At 44.6% G+C, this 18,866-nt stretch carries 17 protein-coding genes; 9 read left to right on the top strand and 8 right to left on the bottom strand.

The features are described 5' to 3' along the window. Positions 1-51: 51 nt before the first annotated feature. Positions 52-1,014, bottom strand: a complete 963-nt coding sequence (gene trxB, locus OPS25_RS09150; RefSeq protein ID WP_265617412.1) for a thioredoxin-disulfide reductase — start codon at positions 1,012-1,014, stop codon at positions 52-54. 297 nt (positions 1,015-1,311) lie between these two features. On the opposite strand from trxB, the gene yfbV reads away from it, so the two are divergent. Next, a complete protein-coding gene (gene yfbV, locus OPS25_RS09145; RefSeq protein WP_265617411.1) occupies positions 1,312-1,761 on the top strand; it encodes a terminus macrodomain insulation protein YfbV in 450 nt (149 codons plus the stop codon). Positions 1,762-1,782: 21 nt separating this feature from the next. On the opposite strand, the gene OPS25_RS09140 is transcribed toward yfbV, so the two are convergent. From OPS25_RS09140 to OPS25_RS09130, 3 genes are all read right to left on the bottom strand, one after another. After that, positions 1,783-2,325, bottom strand: a complete 543-nt coding sequence (locus OPS25_RS09140) for a SprT family zinc-dependent metalloprotease (protein ID WP_265617410.1) — start codon at positions 2,323-2,325, stop codon at positions 1,783-1,785. Then, a complete protein-coding gene (sppA, locus tag OPS25_RS09135; protein ID WP_265617409.1) occupies positions 2,310-4,172 on the bottom strand; it encodes a signal peptide peptidase SppA in 1,863 nt (620 codons plus the stop codon). The genes OPS25_RS09140 and sppA overlap by 16 nt, the downstream gene beginning before the upstream one ends. 116 nt (positions 4,173-4,288) lie before the next feature. Next, complete coding sequence (locus tag OPS25_RS09130; protein ID WP_265617408.1) at positions 4,289-4,459, bottom strand: hypothetical protein; 171 nt, start codon at positions 4,457-4,459, stop codon at positions 4,289-4,291. A gap of 152 nt (positions 4,460-4,611) precedes the next feature. On the opposite strand from OPS25_RS09130, the gene OPS25_RS09125 reads away from it, so the two are divergent. Together OPS25_RS09125 and OPS25_RS09120 are read left to right on the top strand one after the other, a co-directional pair. Continuing rightward, positions 4,612-5,220 carry an HvfX family Cu-binding RiPP maturation protein gene (locus OPS25_RS09125; RefSeq protein WP_265617407.1) on the top strand — a complete coding sequence of 203 codons (609 nt, stop codon included), beginning with the start codon at positions 4,612-4,614 and terminating at the stop codon, positions 5,218-5,220. Between the two features lie 73 nt (positions 5,221-5,293). Beyond that, a complete protein-coding gene (locus OPS25_RS09120; protein ID WP_265617406.1) occupies positions 5,294-5,845 on the top strand; it encodes an NAD(P)H nitroreductase in 552 nt (183 codons plus the stop codon). Positions 5,846-5,901: 56 nt separating this feature from the next. Here OPS25_RS09120 and pyk read toward each other — a convergent pair whose 3' ends face one another. Both pyk and OPS25_RS09110 read right to left on the bottom strand, forming a co-directional pair. Next, on the bottom strand, positions 5,902-7,338 hold the full coding sequence (pyk, locus tag OPS25_RS09115; RefSeq protein ID WP_265617405.1) for a pyruvate kinase: 1,437 nt from the start codon (positions 7,336-7,338) through the stop codon (positions 5,902-5,904). A gap of 269 nt (positions 7,339-7,607) precedes the next feature. Then, complete coding sequence (locus OPS25_RS09110; protein ID WP_265617404.1) at positions 7,608-8,459, bottom strand: MurR/RpiR family transcriptional regulator; 852 nt, start codon at positions 8,457-8,459, stop codon at positions 7,608-7,610. Positions 8,460-8,717: 258 nt separating this feature from the next. On the opposite strand from OPS25_RS09110, the gene zwf reads away from it, so the two are divergent. The 5 genes from zwf to OPS25_RS09085 are packed head-to-tail and all read left to right on the top strand — an operon-like array spanning position 8,718 to position 14,351. Continuing rightward, the gene (gene zwf / locus OPS25_RS09105) at positions 8,718-10,211 is read left to right on the top strand and encodes a glucose-6-phosphate dehydrogenase (RefSeq protein WP_265617403.1); all 1,494 of its coding nucleotides are present in this window, start codon (positions 8,718-8,720) and stop codon (positions 10,209-10,211) included. Between the two features lies 1 nt (position 10,212). Further along, entirely contained in the window at positions 10,213-10,905 is a 693-nt protein-coding gene (gene pgl / locus OPS25_RS09100; RefSeq protein ID WP_265617402.1) for a 6-phosphogluconolactonase, read from the top strand. A 10-nt stretch (positions 10,906-10,915) separates the two neighbouring features. Next, the gene (gene edd / locus OPS25_RS09095) at positions 10,916-12,745 is read left to right on the top strand and encodes a phosphogluconate dehydratase (protein WP_265617401.1); all 1,830 of its coding nucleotides are present in this window, start codon (positions 10,916-10,918) and stop codon (positions 12,743-12,745) included. Further along, positions 12,742-13,704 (top strand): glucokinase, encoded by a 963-nt coding sequence (locus OPS25_RS09090; protein WP_265617400.1) that lies wholly within the window; start codon positions 12,742-12,744, stop codon positions 13,702-13,704. The genes edd and OPS25_RS09090 overlap by 4 nt, the downstream gene beginning before the upstream one ends. Beyond that, positions 13,701-14,351, top strand: coding sequence for a bifunctional 4-hydroxy-2-oxoglutarate aldolase/2-dehydro-3-deoxy-phosphogluconate aldolase (locus OPS25_RS09085; RefSeq protein WP_265617399.1), 651 nt, complete (start codon positions 13,701-13,703; stop codon positions 14,349-14,351). Before OPS25_RS09090 ends, OPS25_RS09085 begins: the two co-directional genes overlap by 4 nt. A 42-nt stretch (positions 14,352-14,393) precedes the next feature. On the opposite strand, the gene OPS25_RS09080 is transcribed toward OPS25_RS09085, so the two are convergent. Together OPS25_RS09080 and gap are read right to left on the bottom strand one after the other, a co-directional pair. Then, positions 14,394-15,239: a D-hexose-6-phosphate mutarotase gene (locus OPS25_RS09080; protein WP_265617398.1), complete on the bottom strand. Its 846-nt coding sequence runs from the start codon at positions 15,237-15,239 to the stop codon at positions 14,394-14,396. A 122-nt stretch (positions 15,240-15,361) separates the two neighbouring features. After that, positions 15,362-16,357 (bottom strand): type I glyceraldehyde-3-phosphate dehydrogenase, encoded by a 996-nt coding sequence (gap, locus tag OPS25_RS09075; protein WP_265617397.1) that lies wholly within the window; start codon positions 16,355-16,357, stop codon positions 15,362-15,364. Positions 16,358-16,614: 257 nt separating this feature from the next. On the opposite strand from gap, the gene malQ reads away from it, so the two are divergent. After that, the gene (gene malQ, locus OPS25_RS09070; RefSeq protein WP_265617396.1) at positions 16,615-18,813 is read left to right on the top strand and encodes a 4-alpha-glucanotransferase; all 2,199 of its coding nucleotides are present in this window, start codon (positions 16,615-16,617) and stop codon (positions 18,811-18,813) included. Positions 18,814-18,866: the final 53 nt, after the last annotated feature.

Raw genomic sequence — 18,866 nt, 5'->3', positions numbered from 1 at the left:
ATAAGAAAATTAGGCTAAGGTAAAGCACCTTAGCCTGTAATAAACAACACCCTACTGCTCCATTTTAATACCATCAAGATATTTCTCGGCATCAAGGGCCGCCATACAGCCGGTTCCTGCAGATGTTATCGCCTGACGATAAACATGGTCGCTGACATCACCAGCCGCAAATACACCTTCGACACTGGTTTGCGTCGCATTACCGTTAAGTCCGCTATTGACAATAATATAGCCATCTTTCATTTCAAGTTGGCCGGCGAAAATATCGGTATTAGGTTTGTGTCCGATAGCTATAAATAAACCCATGACGTCCAGTTCTTCTTTTGCATCAGATTGGGTGTCAGCAATACGAATTTTATTTACCCCCATTTCGTCTCCCAATACTTCATCAAGAGTGCGATTTAAATGAAGGACTACGTTGCCATTTTCTGCTTTTTCACGAAGACGTTGTTCAAGAATTTTCTCGCTGCGAAACGTTTCACGACGATGAATAACATGCACTTCAGAAGCGATGTTGGATAGATATAGTGCTTCCTCCACTGCTGTATTACCGCCCCCCACAACGGCAACCTTTTGGTTGCGATAGAAAAAGCCATCACAGGTAGCGCAGGCAGATACACCTTTACCCATAAATGCTTGTTCAGATTCAAGTCCAAGATACTTTGCGGATGCGCCGGTGGCAATGATTAAGGCATCACAGGTATACGTGCCATTGTCGCCATGAAGAGTGTAAGGACGCTTTGAGAGGTCTGTTTTGTTGATATGGTCAAAGATAATTTCAGTATCAAACTTCTCCGCATGCTTTTGCATTCTGACCATCAGATCAGGTCCTGTTAATCCCTCTGGGTCGCCGGGCCAGTTTTCAACATCCGTAGTGGTAGTTAGCTGACCGCCTTGTTGGATACCGGTTAATAAAACAGGTTCCAGATTTGCACGCGCTGCATATACTGCGGCTGAATAGCCCGCAGGACCCGATCCTAAAATTAAAAGGCGCACATGTCTGCTTTCTGCCATTTTTTTCTCCAAAAATTTTTCATGAAACTGTCTCAGATTTGTGGGGCCGAATTTAGCACATTCAATGGAAGATGCCTATTTTCTAACGTTATTAGAAAGATCTGAAGCCAAGGGATGAAAGCAGTGAAACGAGTTTCTGAAAGCCATGGGTCATATAATAGGCCACAAGAAACTTTACATTTTTGTAATTTTGAACAACTTTCTAGGCTATACTGAGAAAAGTCGCGTATTATATAAATGTTTTTTTATGAGATGGTAACGCTTGCCATTGAGTTCGTAGTAATAGCGGGGTGCAATGTGTCTCAATCTGTAGCTAATATTTTCCGGGAAGGCCAATCCTATATGAACACCTGGCCTGTCAGAAAGGAATTATACGCTTACTTTCCCGATAGTCGTGTCGTCGCAACGACTAAATTCGCCCTGAAGACTATGCCACCAATGGCGGTGCTTGCCTGCGCGATTATGATTAACACCTTTGGACTCGACTATTTACCACAGTCTCTGGCAATTGGTGCGTTTTTCTTAAGCCTACCTATGCAAGGACTCTTTTGGTTAGGGCATCGCTCCAACCAAACATTGCCTCCGCAACTTAAACATTGGTACCACGATATTCACGCTAAAATGCGTGCCCAGGGGTGTCAATTAAGTTCGTTAAAATCGCGGCCTCAATACAGAGAACTAGCTCAACTCCTAAAAGTAGCGTTTGAGGATGTTGATAAAATGTTTACCCGCAATTGGTTCAAATAATACACCTTAATGTATCTCTGCTCAGCAAGGTATTAAGTCTTCTTTACAACGTCGACATCGGTAGGTAGTCCCTTTACATATTCGATTATGTCTTCGCTGCGTTAATTCCACTTTTTGGCATTGACAGCGGTAGGCAAATGTTTTGATTTGTAAGGAAGAAGTATCAAGACTATGGGTAGTGTGAGCTTCTGCACCAAATACTGTTTTCATTACATGTTGCCACTCCTCTCCGTGTGGTTTCACAGTGACAGACTGCTTTCGAAATAATCCCGTTTTTATCACCCGTTGCAGACCAAAGTGTTGAAATACGATTAGGTGCGCTATTTCATGGGGAATAACTTGATCGAAATATTCCTGCCAGTTCTCTTTTAATAAAACGGGATGTAAGTTAATACGATTTTGTTGTAAAAAAGCAGTGCCAGCATTTTTTCCCGACCGTCGAAATGAAATTGTTGGGGCAGGGAAGCTTTGTTGAAAATATTTAGACGCTTGATGCACCAACTGGCTACTGCGTTGGTGCACCAAGTCAACTTGCATTTCGCTAAGTTTTATTTTACCTGACATTGTATACACAGGACGTAAACGCCCTGCGGATCATTGAGCTGATTAACTACATTAAACTCATTAACCACCGTTCTTACTATTCCTGCCAACGCACTATTAGAATTGGAGAACTGAAGTTTTGCTGCCCAGATCATTGCTTGTCCAAAAAATTCATTCCAGAATTGTTCATGGGGAGTTAATGGGCGCTCTACATAATGCGTATCAAACGTCTCGAGCGATGCCAATTCTGCCGCTACCGCCACTGCGTCCTGAAGTTCACCAAGTTGGTCAACTAAACCTAATTCCAGTGCAGTTTCGCCAATCCAGACACGTCCTTGAGCCATTTGATCGACTTTTTCCACCGGGATATCTCTTGCCTCTGATACCATATTGATGAAGCGTTGATAACTGCTTTCTACATTCCGTTGCAGAATATCACCAAACCGCGGATCTAAAGCGCGCATGGCTGAAAATCCGGTTAATTCTGTAGAGCCTACACCATCAGAATTGATGCCAAGATATTCAAGTGAGTTTTCGTACGTCATAAACATACCAAATACACCAATTGAACCTGTTATCGTGCTAGGTGATGCTATGATGCGATCTGCGTTAGCTGAAATCCAGTACCCGCCTGACGCTGCATAAGTGCTCATAGATACTACAACGGGTTTGCCAGCCGCTTGCAGTTCTAACACTTCCTGACGGATTATTTCAGAGGCAAAAGAACTTCCACCGGGGGAGTCAACCTGCAGTACTACTGCCTTTACAGTTTCATCCAGCCTGGCCATCCGGAGTAATCTAGCGGTGCTATCACCCCCGATAGTACCTGCCTGTTGTTCACCATCTAATATGGGGCCTTTGGCAACCACGATAGCAACTTTATCCATATTACTCTGCATACCGTGCATTGGGTTGTTGACGATTTTCGAGTAGACATCATACGGTGTCACATTCACACCTAGTTCATTTTCATCACTGCCTACTAAATCTACGAGTTCCAGACGTACTTCCTCGCGTGTACGCAATGCGTCAACCCAGCCGTTTTCTAAGGCATAACGAGCAAAATCTCCACCTGACTGTTCAAACTTTTGAACGAGGACATCCAGCTTTTCATCGAAATTATCTTTGCTCATGTTTCTCGCCGCAGCAATGTCGGTTTTATAGTGCTCCCAATAAGCGTTCAGCCATTGCTCATTGGCTTCTTTTGCTGCTTCAGACATATCATTACGTAAGAACGGCTCTACTGCTGACTTGTAAGTACCAACGCGAAATATATGCGTGGTTACTTTCAGTTTTTCTAGCATATCCTTGAAATATAGAGAGTAACGACCGTAACCCTCAATCAATAGCGCGCCCATTGGATTGAGGTAAACATGATCGGCATGGGCAGCCAGATAGTATTGAGTTTGCGTATAATAATCACCAATGGCATACACAGGTTTTTGCGAGGCTTTGAAGTCATTTATTGCGCGGGCTACTTCGCGAAGTTTGTCCAAACCGCCATTACGTAAGCCGTGTAAATCTAAAATTAATGCTTTGATACGTTTATCTTGCTTGGCATTTTCTATTACTTTTACTACATGACGAACTAAAATCTCAGGGTTCTCTTCTTCTTCCGAAAAAGCTTCTTGCATAAATTGTTCTAACGGCTCTACGGCTTCTTTTTCGATAACTAAATTACCGTTTAAATTAAGGTATAGAGCACTTCCGTGTTTCACCATAATGGGATCTTTGTCACTAGAAAAGATGGCAATAATGCCGACAATAATGACAATGAAAATAATATTGAAGAATAGTTTCCGACAAAAATTTAATGCCGTCCAAATCCCCACAAACAGGGATTTTGTCCAATTGCTGCCAGTGCTCATACGCAATACAATACCTCTTCGTACAAATATAGGATGTATGTTATCTGAAATGAAAAGAATGGCGAACCTAAATTGTAATATTTTGTGAGGGATTGGGCCGCGTCTGTCTACCCCTTCTATTTTTGTTGTTCATCTTCGTCAAGCCACTTCTTAATCAACGCAGCTATTTGACGATGCTCATTATCGCCAAACAGCATCAGCATCCTGGCTTTCTTATTGGAATACTTAACCTTGCTGTGGCCTTGTTGCATCAGGCGAACGAATGGCGAACCGTTTTTTTTCTGCATAATATTTTGAAAGTTAATTTTCGTATCCTCGTTCATAATTATAGTAATTTTTAACTTTTTGCTTTTCGCTTTCTGCAATCGTGAGTTAAGTACTTCCTTTTTACGGCTGCAGAAGCGACCTATAAGCAAACTTAAAATATGAGATAAAAAGAATGGTCATTCGAGCCTATACCAGCTTCAAAAAAGCATTAACGCATTTCGACGGGGCTCCATTGCTGCTGCTCAGGCTGTACTTGGCGCCGATCTTCATTCAGGCTGGATGGACAAAAGTTATTGGCTTTTCCGATACGGTCGCATGGTTTGGAAATCAGGAGTGGGGCCTTGGACTACCGTTTCCCGCGGTTCTCGTTACCCTCACAATAGCAGCAGAATTGGTTGGTGGGGTTATGCTTTTATTAGGGCTTTTCACCCGCTTGGTTAGTATTCCACTGAGTATTACAATGCTGGTAGCTATGATTACGGTGCACGCTAAAAATGGTTGGCTGGCTATTGCGGATACATCTAGCTGGTTTGCGGACGGTACGCTTTTTTATGATGGTTCAGTGATGGCCTCTGCAGATAGACTTGAAATGGCAAAATCCATCTTACAAGAATATGGCCGCTACGACTGGTTAACCCAAAGTGGAAACTTTGTCATTCTTAATAATGGAATTGAATTCGCCGCTACCTATTTCTTAATGTTGCTCATCCTCCTGTTCTATGGGGGTGGGAAATACGTAAGTGTAGATCATTTACTGGCACGCCAAAAACCTGTGCCGTAGGTACTAGATTCGATGGTCTTTTCAAATGAATAAACGTAGGATCGACTTTATCTTGATTCGTTGAGGACCTACTGTGGATGCACTTACTCTTTTACTAAACCGAACTTCACAACCGCGACTTGGAGCACCTGCTCCCCAAGGGGAAGCTTTGGAAAACATCAAACACGCGGCGCTTAGGGCACCAGATCATGCAGGTCTGACGCCGTGGAAGTTTATCGTATGTGAAGGAGGGGGACTCAATAAACTAGGTGCGATCTTCGAACAATCTGCCATCGCATCAGATAAATCATTAAAGGAAATTGAGCGGGCTCCTCAGCTTCCGCTAAGAGCACCGATGGTAATAATCGCTATTGCCAAGGTAAAAGAACATGAAAAAGTACCGCGAGTAGAACAGGTGGCTTCAACCGCCTGCGCCGTTGTGGCCATGCAAATGGCTGCAGTTGCACAAGGCTTTCAAGGAATTTGGAGAACCGGTAGTTACGCGCAATGTGATAAGGTAAAACAAGGTCTCGATTTAAATGAAGAGGATGAAATTGTAGGCTTTTTGTACTTAGGAACTGCAGTGGTGGAAGCGCCTGTTCGCCAACCTAAAGATGCCGCTCAATTTTTCACTCACTGGTCATGAGCATTAGCTAAAAAATGCAGAAGGGAAGGCCTCGCCAATCCCTTCCTTTCTTATTTTTAATCTACCTTTACAATCTTGAAGGCATTTGTGGCGCCCACCTTTTCCATCTCATCACCATACGTCATGATAATGCTGTCCCCGCTGGCTATCAGCTCTTGTTCCTTTAATGCAGCAATAACATCGTATTTGAGCTGACCGGGTTCGCTGTGGCGGGAGTCAAAATAGACGGGTATCACACCGCGGTATAATGCCATCGAATTGAGCGTGTCCACATGTCGAGACATAGCAATGATAGGAAGGGACGTCGTTATGCGTGACATAAGCTTTGGCGTGTTACCACTCTCGGTTAACCCAACAATGGCACGTATGCTAGGCAAATGGTTCGCGGCATATACCGCTGACAAGGCAACCGTCTCACTGACAGTGGAAAACACATCGTCCATTCTGTGTTTCGATATTTTCACACTGGGGTGTGTTTCAGCGCCCTCGCAGACGCGGGCCATGGCCTTCACTGTTTCTACAGGGAAGCTGCCTGCTGCGGTTTCGGCTGATAGCATTACCGCATCTGTACCATCTAACACAGCGTTGGCAACATCCATCACCTCTGCGCGGGTCGGCATTGGGCTGGAAATCATCGACTCCATCATCTGGGTTGCCGTGATAACCACTTTGTTCAATTGGCGGGAACGGGAAATAAGTTTCTTTTGCACACCCACCAACTCAGCGTCCCCAATCTCTACACCTAAATCACCCCGTGCTACCATCACCGCATCCGAAGCACTGATGATGTCGTCAATGGCGTCAGGCGTGGCAACAGTTTCCGCTCGTTCTACTTTCGCACAGATTTTGGCATGACAACCCGCCTCCTCCGCCAGTTTACGCGCATAATTCAAGTCGTCACTTGAACGAGGAAACGACACTGCCAGGTAATCTACTCCCATTTGTGCTGCTGTTTTAATGTCTTGCTTGTCTTTCTCGGTCAATGCTTCGGCTGACAATCCTCCGCCTTGACGGTTAATACCTTTATTGTTGGAGAGTTTTCCTCCCACGCTTACCTGAGTGATGACTTTTCGACCTTCAACTCGTTTGACTTTGAGTTGAATACAACCATCATCCAGCAGCAATAAGTCGTCCTCACATACATCGTCTGGCAGCGCCTTATAATCTATGCCTACCGCATGTTGAGTGCCCTCATCTTTGCCTAACTCAGCATCCAGCACAAATTCGTCACCCTCCTGGAGCATAATGGAATTTTCTTTGAAACGCGCCACCCGAATTTTAGGGCCTTGTAAATCGCCTAAAATAGCGACATGAACACCTAAGTTTTTTGCTGCCTGTCTAACCCGATTCGCGCGTTCAATATGGTCTTCTGCTTGGCCATGGGAAAAATTCATACGCATTACATTGGCGCCTGCGGCAATAATCGCCTGAATTTTTTCCAATGAATCAGTCGCCGGACCTAATGTTGCAAGTATTTTGGTTCGTCTTGTCATAAATTCTTGTCGCTTATATTGTTGTTTTAGATCCCCAGTGCACCACCAAAAGGGAATGTTTGTAACTATTTTACGTAATATAATTACTTAATGGTAATGGATTAACGTACAAAAGTGAAAGTTAAAAGCGTTAAAGTTAGGATAGAGTGCAGAGGTATGACTTCTGCAACGCGTTTAACGTTGCAGAAAGTATAGCTTGTTTAGTGAAGTCCGTTTTTCTTCTGAGGCCAGCTGGGGAAGAAGGATTCATACGATGTGGTCTGATGTAACTAGTCTGACTTCTTGTCGTAGCGAGAACCGCGCAGGGTATCCTTAACTCGCTTAAGATTTTCTCTGAATTTGTTACCACGCCTCAGGGTGAAACCGGTCGCAAGCACGTCGATTAACGTTAGCTGAGCTATCCGCGATGCCATTGGCATATACATATCGGTATCTTCTGGCACTTCCAGAGAAAGTACGTAAGTGCATTCATTCGCCAGCGGACTATCTTCGGAGGTAATGCCCACCACTGTAGCGTCATTGGAACGCGCAATCTGCGCAATCTCTACCAGACTTTTTGTGCGCCCGGTATGTGAAATCAGCACCACTACATCGCCTTCGTTACAATTCATGCAACTCATCCTTTGCATCAGGATATCTTCGAAATAGACAACAGGAACATTGAAGCGAAAAAATTTGTTTAACGCATCATGGGCGACCGACGCAGAAGCGCCTAAGCCGAAAAAAGAAATACGTTGAGCTTGCGTAAGCAAATCTACCACCCGATTGACGGTGTGAATGTTAACGGATTGGCGGGCCACTTCCAGCGAAGCCATCGTCGATTCAAAAATCTTGTTGGTATATTCTTCTGGGGTATCGCTTTCGTCCACATGCCTGTTTACATACGGAGTGCCATTAGCAAGGCTTTGCGCTAAATGTAGCTTAAAGTCCGGATAACCTTTGGTGTCCAGCCTTCGGCAAAACCGATTTACAGTAGGTTCGCTGACATCTGCCATTTTTGCCAATGTTGCTATACTCGAATGGATAGCCGTTTGCGGATTAGACAGAATAACTTCAGCAACCTTGCGTTCCGATTTACTAAAGGCGGTTTTGTTTTGTGCAATTTTTTCTAATATATTCATATGACTAAAGCATCAGTTATGCATTACGATATATGGCATTAGCAACTAGTGTACTGAATGTCAGCATGGTGACAAGTAAATTGTAATTTTTTGACAAAAAGAGTGATTTTTTACCCCCGGATTGCTCCTGCAGTAATACCTCAACAGGGTTTTTGTAGATTGCTTGTAATTTTACTACATTTGTTGTTTACTAATGGCACGTTTTGATATGCGACTTATGATCGCGCATAGTACCAAACACATTAAGGGTGACCTTTTATGGTAATGGAAAATTCCAATGAGCCTTGTGATTTCGTTTTATTTGGAGCACTGGGCGACCTTTCCCGCCGCAAACTTTTACCTTCGCTTTATCAGCTAGAAAAAGCCCAGCTTCTACACCCGGAAACCTCAATCGTAGGGGTCGCCAGACAATCGATGGATGTGGAAGCATTTCAGCAGGAAGTGAAGAAGAACATTCAAAAATTTGGTGAAGCAGACTTGTGTGAAGATACCTGGTCACGGCTTTCAGCTCGTCTTGATTATGTCTGTGTCGACATGAAGGACATTGCCAGTTATCAACAGTTTGATGAGCACGTTAATCCAGACCGCACAATGGTATGTTATTTAGCGACGCCCCCATCAATTTACGGAGACATATGCCGAGGCCTGCATTCCAGCAATATTATTGATAGCAGTGTCAGAGTGGTGTTGGAAAAACCGATTGGTCATGACCTTGAATCATCAAATATTATTAATGACCAAGTGGCCGAATACTTCAGTGAATCTCAAATTTATCGTATCGATCATTATTTGGGTAAAGAAACCGTCTTAAACCTGGTTGCACTGCGTTTTGCCAACTCTATATTCGCCACTAACTGGGACCATAATTGTATTGACCATGTGCAAATCAGTGTGGCTGAATCGGTTGGTATAGAAGGGCGCTGGGGATATTTTGATGACGCAGGGCAAATGCGTGACATGGTGCAGAACCATTTGTTACAGATACTTAGTCTGGTGGCAATGGAGCCTCCCACGACTCTCGATGCCGATAGTATCCGCGATGAAAAGCTCAAAGTGCTCAAAGCATTACGTCCTATAGATAGTTCAAATTTCAATTCGACTACCGTGCGAGGTCAGTACACCGCTGGCTTTGTGAAGGGCGAAGAAGTGCCGGGTTATCTTGAAGAAGACGATGCTAACCAAAAAAGCCAAACCGAAACCTTTGTTGCCATAAAAGCGAATATTGATAACTGGCGTTGGGCAGGGGTGCCATTCTACCTGCGTACAGGTAAACGTATGCCTAAAAAGGTCAGTGAAGTGGTGATCTATTTCAAGCGTCAGCCACATAACTTATTTGGAGACAGTTTCCAGAGCTTGCCGCCTAATAAACTGGTTATCCGTCTCCAGCCTGATGAAGGGGTTGAGATCACGGTAATGAATAAAGTACCGGGCTTAACCAGCTCAGGTTCAATGGATTTACAAAAATCAAAACTTAATTTGAGTTTTTCAGAAGCGTTTTCAGCAGAGCGGATACCGGATGCATACGAAAAGCTTTTATTAGAGGTGATGCTGGGAAATCAAGCACTGTTCGTTCGGCGCGACGAAGTTGAACAAGCCTGGACCTGGGTTGATTCGATTCTGGAAGCCTGGAGAGGTTCTAATGAACCGCCAGAGCCATACCAGGCAGGAACTTGGGGGCCGGTAGAGTCTATAGGTTTATTGGCCAGAGAAAATCGCAGCTGGTACGAAAGTAAAATAGTTAAGAAGAAATAATATGGGACTATCAACTCAAACCTTTACCGATAAATCTGCGTTGGTGAAAGCATTTGCTGACGAAATCTTGAATATCCTAGAAAAGGGTATCGCAAAAAGTGGCCGTGCATCCTTAGTAGTGAGTGGCGGTTCCACGCCTGTGCCGCTATTTAAAGAGCTTAGTCTGCGTGATTTAGCATGGTCTAAAGTGGATATTACCTTGGCAGACGAACGATGGGTCGACGAAAGTCATGCGGATAGTAATACCAGGTTGGTAAAAGAAAATTTATTACAAAATAAAGCTTCGTCAGCCCACTTCGTATCTCTTTATAGTCATCACAGTGATGCGTCTGAGGGTATTGCCGAAGCGGAAGCAAGGCTTTCTTCCCTATCTCAACCTTTTGACGTTCTTATCCTTGGGATGGGTGAAGATGGACATACCGCATCCCTGTTTCCCTGTTCAGAGCAAATTGATGAAGGATTGTCATTAAGTAGTGGTCGGGTCTGCCTTGCGGTACAACCCAACACTGCGCCCCATCAACGTATTTCCCTCTCTCTTCCTGCTTTGTTAAATAGCAAAAATATATTCCTTCATTTAACAGGCGACAAGAAAAAAGCGGTTTTGCAGGATGCAATGCAGAATCACACTGAGCGAGAGAAACCTATCACAGCTGTTGTAAACCGTGCCCCAGTAACCTTAATGTGGGCGCCGTAGGAATATGAAAATGAACTCACAACTGGCTGATGTTACTCAGCGAATAATTGAGCGTAGTAAAGCAACACGTCAAGCGTATCTGGACAAAATTGAGCATGCCCGCCATGAAGGCCCGCATCGTGGCGTTCTCTCATGCGGAAATCTCGCCCATGGCTTTGCAGCTTGTGCCCCAGAGGATAAATCTGACCTTCGTAGCATGACAAAAGCGAATGTGGCAATTGTTTCATCATACAACGATATGCTTTCTGCACATCAACCGTATGAAAGTTATCCAGCGATTATCAAAGATGCTATCCGTCAGGTAGGTAGTGTCGCGCAGTTCGCAGGTGGCGTCCCAGCGATGTGTGATGGGGTTACACAAGGCCGTCCCGGAATGGATTTAAGCCTGATGAGCCGGGATGTTATCGCGCAAAGTGCAGCTATTGCTTTATCTCACAACATGTTTGACGCCGCGATGATGCTGGGTATTTGCGATAAAATTGTACCCGGGCTGCTCATGGGGGCCCTGGCATTTGGTCATCTTCCCACGGTTTTTGTTCCTGCGGGCCCTATGCCTTCAGGGCTACCGAATAAAGAAAAAGCCCGCGTGAGACAAGCCTTTGCCGAAGGTAAAGTAGGCCGTGAAGAATTGCTGGAGGCTGAATCTCAATCTTACCACTCGGCCGGCACCTGCACCTTTTATGGCACAGCAAATTCGAATCAATTAGTGGTTGAGATGATGGGATTACATTTGCCCGGTTCGTCTTTTGTTAACCCGGGCACCGAATTGCGCGAAGCCCTGACACGAGCGGCCGCCGTTCAAGCGACCCGGTTAACCGATTTAGGAGACAACTATACCCCAATCGGACACATTGTGGACGCCAAAGCCATTGTTAACGGGTTAGTCGGTTTATTGGCAACCGGGGGCTCGACAAACCATACCATGCATTTGATCGCGGTCGCCCGCGCCGCGGGGTATATTGTCAACTGGGATGATTTCTCAGATATTTCCAATGCCGTACCCTTGTTAACCCGTATCTATCCAAACGGCTCAGCAGACATTAATCATTTTGTTGCTGCTGGGGGCATGGCATTGTTGTTTAGACAGTTATTAGATGCTGGCTTACTGCACGAAGACGTCAGAACGATTTGTGGTGAAGGACTCAGCCGATATACCAAAGAGCCCCAGTTACAGGACGGCGAACTGGTTTGGAAAGATGGACCAGTTGAATCTTACGATAAAGAGGTACTCACCTCAGTGGAAACACCATTTAAACCTGATGGTGGTTTAAGTGTATTGAAAGGTAACCTCGGTCGTGCAGTAATAAAAACTTCCGCATTACGTACGCCCCATGTCCATATTAAAGCACCCGCAGTAGTGTTCGAAGATCAATTCGAATTAGATGAAGCGTTTCGTAGTGGCAGGTTAAATAAAGACTGTATTGTTGTGGTCCGTTTCCAAGGTCCTTCTGCGATTGGCATGCCCGAGCTCCATCGCCTGACACCTCCATTAGGCGTGTTGCAGGACCGCGGTCATAAGGTCGCATTGGTGACCGATGGACGCATGTCAGGGGCCTCTGGTAAGGTTCCTGCAGCGATTCATGTCACCCCTGAAGCATACAATGGGGGCTTACTCGCGAAAGTTCAGGAAGGCGATATTATAGAGCTCAACACGCAAACTGGTGAGTTAACGTTATGTGTTGAGGAGAGTGAGCTGGAAAATCGTGAGCCGAAAGAAGCCACTTTACTACATCATCAAAAAGGTATGGGACGAGAATTGTTCGCGGGTACACGTGCAGTGTTAACCGGCGCCGAAGAAGGGGCATGCTCACTATTTTTCACTCAGGAGCAAGCGAAATGAGTGAACAGTTTGTAGCCGATGTGGGCGGCACAAATATACGTCTTGCGCGGGTTACTACTGATGGCCTGTCGCACATTAAGAAGTATATTTGCCGTGACTTTGCCAGCATCGACCTCGTTATTCAGCACTATTTTGATGAACTGGCAGAGTTTAAATTTACCTGTGGATGTATTGCCATTGCTTGCCCGGTTGCCGGTGACCATGTTGCCATGACTAATCATAGCTGGGCGTTTTCGCAACGTGCACTGCGAGCTCAACTTAAGCTGCACGCTCTTTACGTCATTAATGATTTTACCGCTGTGGCCCATTCTTTACCTGTCTTGCAGGATGAGCAAGTGATACAGATAGGGGAGGGTACCGCTAAAGATAATGGAAATATCGCTGTATTTGGTCCTGGTACAGGCTTAGGTGTTGAACATATCACCATGACCAGCAAGGGTTGGCAGACTTTAGATGGTGAAGGCGGTCATGTCGATTTTGCGCCTATTGATGAAACCGATATTATCATCTGGCGTCATTTACAAAAATTACATGGTAGAGCGTCTGCGGAAGAGGTAATGTCGGGGCGGGGAATTGTAAATATTTATAATGCGTTGTCATTACATCGAAACACCCAAGCGAAATTTAATGATCCAGCCGATATTACCACCGCTGCGTTATCTGGTGAGTGTGATACGTGTGAAGCGACGCTCACGCAATTTTGTCGCATAATGGGGAGTTTTGCAGGAAATCTTGCACTCAACATGGCGACCACTGGGGGAATATTTATAGGCGGGGGTATTGCGAACCGCTTTGCAGATTTTCTTCAACAAAGCGATTTCCGAGCACGTTTTGAAGCAAAGGGGATCATGAAGCACTATGTAAAAAGTATTCCTACTTACCTAATTGCTGAACCTGATCATGGTCTATTGGGTGCAGCTGCATATCTACAACAACACATTGTGAGTTCAACGAAATGACATCAAACTGGAAATTAACCCCGGCTGAAATTTTTGCGTCCGGTCCTGTTGTGCCCGTTCTAGTGATCCATGATGTGGACAAAGCAGTTCCGCTGGCTAATGCACTGATGGCGGGCGGTATTAAAGTACTTGAAGTTACGTTGCGTACCCCTGTTGCGTTAGATGTAATCCGAGCGATTGCGGAACAGGTACCTGAGGCATTGATTGGTGCAGGTACGGTGACGAATGCACAACAGTTGAAGGAAGTTACCCAAGCAGGAGCAAAATTTGCTATTAGTCCGGGGATGACGGCTGAACTACTAAAAGCTGGCCAGGAAGGCGAGATTCCTCTCATTCCTGGCATCTCTTCGACCTCCGATTTGATGAAAGGCAAAGATGCGGGCTATACACATCTGAAGTTTTTCCCTGCCGAAGCGTCTGGAGGGGTAAAAGCCATTAAATCAATTAGTGGCCCTTTCCCTGATGTCGTATTCTGTCCCACCGGCGGCATCGGTCCAGACAATTTTAAAGACTATTTGGCTCTTAAAAATGTCAAATGTGTGGGGGGATCATGGGTGGCACCTGATGATGCGATTATTAACGGTGACTGGGATAGGATTACCCAATTAGCGAAAGAGGCAGTGGCAGGCGCTACCGTAACGAAATAAGGCGTCACAGGGCGGCAGTAGCGACGCGCCGCCCTGACTTTTCTAAGAGATAATCTGTGTTAGGGTATGCTGATCACCAGGCTGTATTTCCTGACCTGAGGTGACTGCCGTTTCTACGCAAATCATTTGCTTGTATGCAAAGGCATCCATGTCAGAAATTGACGCGGCGCTTTGCCACGGGTTCCATACCACGATGGAGTCATGACCTGCTGAGTTTATTTGTATACGTTTTGCCTCTTTATCATATAACCCAATTTCTTTAGCCGCATGCTCATGGATACGGTCAGTTTCCTGACTAAAGCGGTAAGGGATGGGGGTTTCTTTCACAGCGAAGTCATCCGTTTTATCCCTGTAGTTTCCTTTTAAACCTTTCAATTCGACTTGGTTAATATCCTGCACTTCAAAATAGCTATGTAAAGCTGTGTTATAAGTGAAGGGAATAATCCCAGTATTATGGGTGGTCAAATTTACGCTAAGCTTTTTCCCTATAATTATTTTCAAGGTTACCTGACAGTCATATTCGAATCCATCTGCGCGTGTGAAAGCTGGAGCTAAAGTAATAACCGTTCCATTTTCTGTGTCTTCGGATGACTTTAATTGCCAGATCTGTGAACGCAGAAAACCATGCGCAGGAAGCGCCCCTTTTTCTCTACCATGATCGTCACTGAACCATGGCCAACAGATAGGAATACCTCCCCGAATCGGTTTTTCACCATTCATATAGGCATGTGGACTTACCCACAAACGTTCAATACCATCTGATTTTGGTATAAAGGAGAGGATGTGACCACCGTACAAACTGATTTGTGCCGTGGCAAAGGTGTTATCTACGTTTAGAAATGTAATCCCTGAAGTTTCGTTTATCGTTATACTGGGAGCAATAGACATAATCCTAACCAGTTATTTTAATTATAAAATTCTATTGTGCCTTGAAAATAAAAAAGGTGCGACACAAATCACACCTTTCAGTACATAATTAATTATCTTACAGATCAGACAAAGTCAGGGGATTACTGACTAATATGTTTAACTAAATCTAACACCTTATTTGAATAACCCCACTCGTTGTCATACCACGCTACTAATTTAACAAAGGTATCGGTTAACGCGATACCTGCTGTCGCGTCAAATACACAGGTATGCGCATCACCAACAAAGTCTGTTGAGACAACCGCCTCTTCAGTGTACGCCAAGATACCTTTAAGTTCGTTTTCTGCTGCTGCCTTCATCACTTTACAAATATCATCGTAAGAGGCAGGCTTCTGCAGATTAACCGTAAGATCCACCACCGATACATTAGGGGTAGGCACACGAAACGCCATACCTGTCAGCTTGCCGTTAAGTTCAGGTATCACTTTCCCTACAGCTTTGGCAGCACCCGTTGAGGAGGGGATTATATTCTGACCAGCACCCCGGCCTCCACGCCAATCTTTATGTGAAGGGCCATCAACCGTTTTTTGTGTAGCAGTGGTGGCATGAACAGTGGTCATTAAACCATCTTTAATACCAAAGTTGTCGTTAAGTACCTTTGCCAGCGGAGCTAGACAATTAGTCGTACAAGATGCGTTAGAAACAATGCGCTCGCCAGCGTAATCTTTTTCGTTCACACCCATTACAAACATGGGCGTATTGTCCTTTGACGGCGCTGACATGACCACTTTCTTCGCGCCTGCTTGCAGATGTTTTTCTGCCGTTTCACTGGTAAGAAACAGGCCGGTGGCTTCAACCACCACATCAGCTTCAACCTCGTCCCATTTAAGCTTGGCTGGGTCCTTTTCATTAGTTACCCGGATACGCTGACCGTTCACAATTAAGTTGTGATTGTCAACTTCAATGGTGCCACGGAACTTTCCATGAGTAGAGTCATATTTCAACATGTAGGCAATATAATCAGTCTCTAGTAAGTCGTTTACAGCAACGATTTCAATATCAGAACGTTCCATTGCCGCACGTAACACCAACCGACCGATACGGCCAAAGCCGTTGATACCAACACGAATAGTCATAACATCCCTCAATCTTTTATGAAAATAAATTACGTAAATTATGGATCATAATGAGACGATGATCAAAGTTATCTGTTAAAATGTTGCAAAATTACGGAAATAAGTTATGCAATCGTATTCAGTTTCGTTGCAACTCACTTTCAACAATAATGTTAACAATTTGTAGTCTGCACTGTTGTGTCTTCACCACACTTTATCGGTGATGGTTATTGTTTGCATTACAGCCGCAGCGAAAATATTAAAACAGGAAAATCATCATGACAGAGCACGTTTTGCAAAAACTGGTTGAAATGCGAGGCATAGAAACACATTATGTCGACGCGTGGGGTAAGCCCGCAACCATTGCAGAATCCAGCAAAACCAAGTTGCTGAACGTGTTGGGATACAACACCGAAAGTGAGGCGGTCATAGCCGAACAAATTGAACAGGAAGCTCAGTCAGTTTGGTTATCACCGCTAAATCCGGTTCAGGTAATCCGTCTTAATGAACCTGTAATTCTTACAGTACGCCTTCCCATTTCTAATGTTAACGATTCATTTACGTTTATTGTAGAGACAGAAAATGGCAAACGTCATCATCAGATTTTTACACCGGTAGATGGAGAATTGATCAATGTTGCCCATGTGGACGACGAAGAGTTTCATGAGTACGCTATTGAATTGACCAATAGCGTACCGCTTGGTTATCACACAGTATCATTATCATCCCCTAAGAAAAATACGCTGGCATCTATGCGTTTGATCGTTGCCCCGAAAGCGTGTTTTACGCCTGAGCCCATCCAGCAAGGAGAGAAAATCTGGGGATTGAGTGTTCAGTTATATTGTGTAAGGAGCGCTAAAAACTGGGGGATCGGCGACTTCACAGATTTAAGTAAATTAATTAAAGAAGCAGCGACTAATGGCGCAGACTTTATTGGCCTTAATCCGATCCATGCGCTTTATCCTGCCAACCCAGATGCCTGCAGTCCTTACGGTCCTTCTTCACGTAAATGGCTGAACTACCTTTACCTTGATGTGACTGCGATAGAAGGGTACGAATCAGAACGTGTCCAGCGCCTTGTTTCAACGGACGATTTCAAGCAACGCCTGCAACACGCTAGGAGTGTCGATTTTGTAGATTATCAAGCGGTATCAGCATTAAAACTTGAAGCGCTTAAAGCCGTATTTGATGAATACTACACCCGTTATCTAAATAAAAATTCTAGACAAAATAAAGCGTTTAAAGCGTTTATTGAAGAAGGCGGGGAAAGCTTGGATATGTTGGCCGTCTATGATGCCATGCAAGCACACCTTAAGGAGTCTGGTCGCGCGTCCTGGGGCTGGCCAGTTTTCCCTGATGAATACAAGGAATATCATAAGCCTGCTGTAGCTAAGTTTAAAAAAGATAATCTTAAAGAAGTAAAATTTTATTTATTCCTGCAATGGCAAGCAGCTCTTCAATTAGAAAAAGCAAGTAATGTCGCTCAGGAGAGCGGTATGCTCATTGGCTTGTATCGTGACCTTGCTGTGGGTGTAAGCGAAGGCAGCGCTGAAATTTGGGGAAACAAAGATCTTTACTGTGTTGATGCCAGCGTTGGTGCGCCGCCAGACATATTAGGTCCCCTTGGTCAGAACTGGGGACTGCCGCCCATGGATCCAGTGAAACTCTATGAGCAGCAGTACCAGCCGATTATTGACTTGTTTGCATCTAACATGGCTTCTTCAGGTGCGTTGCGAATCGATCATGTGATGGCACTACTTCGTTTATGGTGGGTCGTAAAAGGTGATAATGCGAAAGACGGGGGGTACGTGTATTACCCGGTTGATGATTTGCTAGGTATTCTTGCGCTGGAAAGTCATCGTAATCAAAGCCTTGTCATCGGGGAGGATTTAGGAACAGTACCCCAAGAGATTCGTACAAAACTGGCTGAAAATGGTGTGTATTCTTATCGCGTATTTTTCTTTGAACAAGCGGAAGACGGTGGCTTCTTTTCGCCCTCCCACTATCCCGTTCAGTCAATGTCTACCTTGACCACGCACGATATGCCGACGCTTATCGGTTACTGGCATTGTCTAGATTTGGAATTGGGTAAAGAGTTAGGTTTGTATCCGACGGAAGAAATATTACGTACTCTTTATCAAGACCGACATGACAATAAACAGGCTATTTTAGATTCGTTACACGGTCATAATAGCGTCGATGACAGTGTGGGGCGTGATGTGAATTTTACCGGTATGACAGAAACACTGAACTTTGGAATTCAGACTCATATGGCCAAGGGATCCAGTGCATTGTTAAGTTTGCAACTTGAAGATTGGCTACAAATGGACAAACCTGTCAATATACCGGGCACGTTTAATGAGTATCCAAACTGGCGCAGAAAGTTAACCCATACCCTTGAGGAAATTTTTGACAATGCTTCGATTCGGTCCCTGGCTGCCAAGTTAACACACGCTCGTAAACAAGCTGAAGACTAAGTTTTTTCGAACGCCGTCAACCTAAGATCCGCGGCTTTGCTGCGGATTTTTTA

Origin of the sequence: Alteromonas aquimaris (assembly GCF_026183695.1) — a bacterium.
Lineage (GTDB): Bacteria > Pseudomonadota > Gammaproteobacteria > Enterobacterales > Alteromonadaceae > Alteromonas > Alteromonas aquimaris.
The sequence above is the reverse complement of the archived record's forward strand: the minus strand, read 5'-3'. Positions and strand labels throughout refer to the sequence as shown.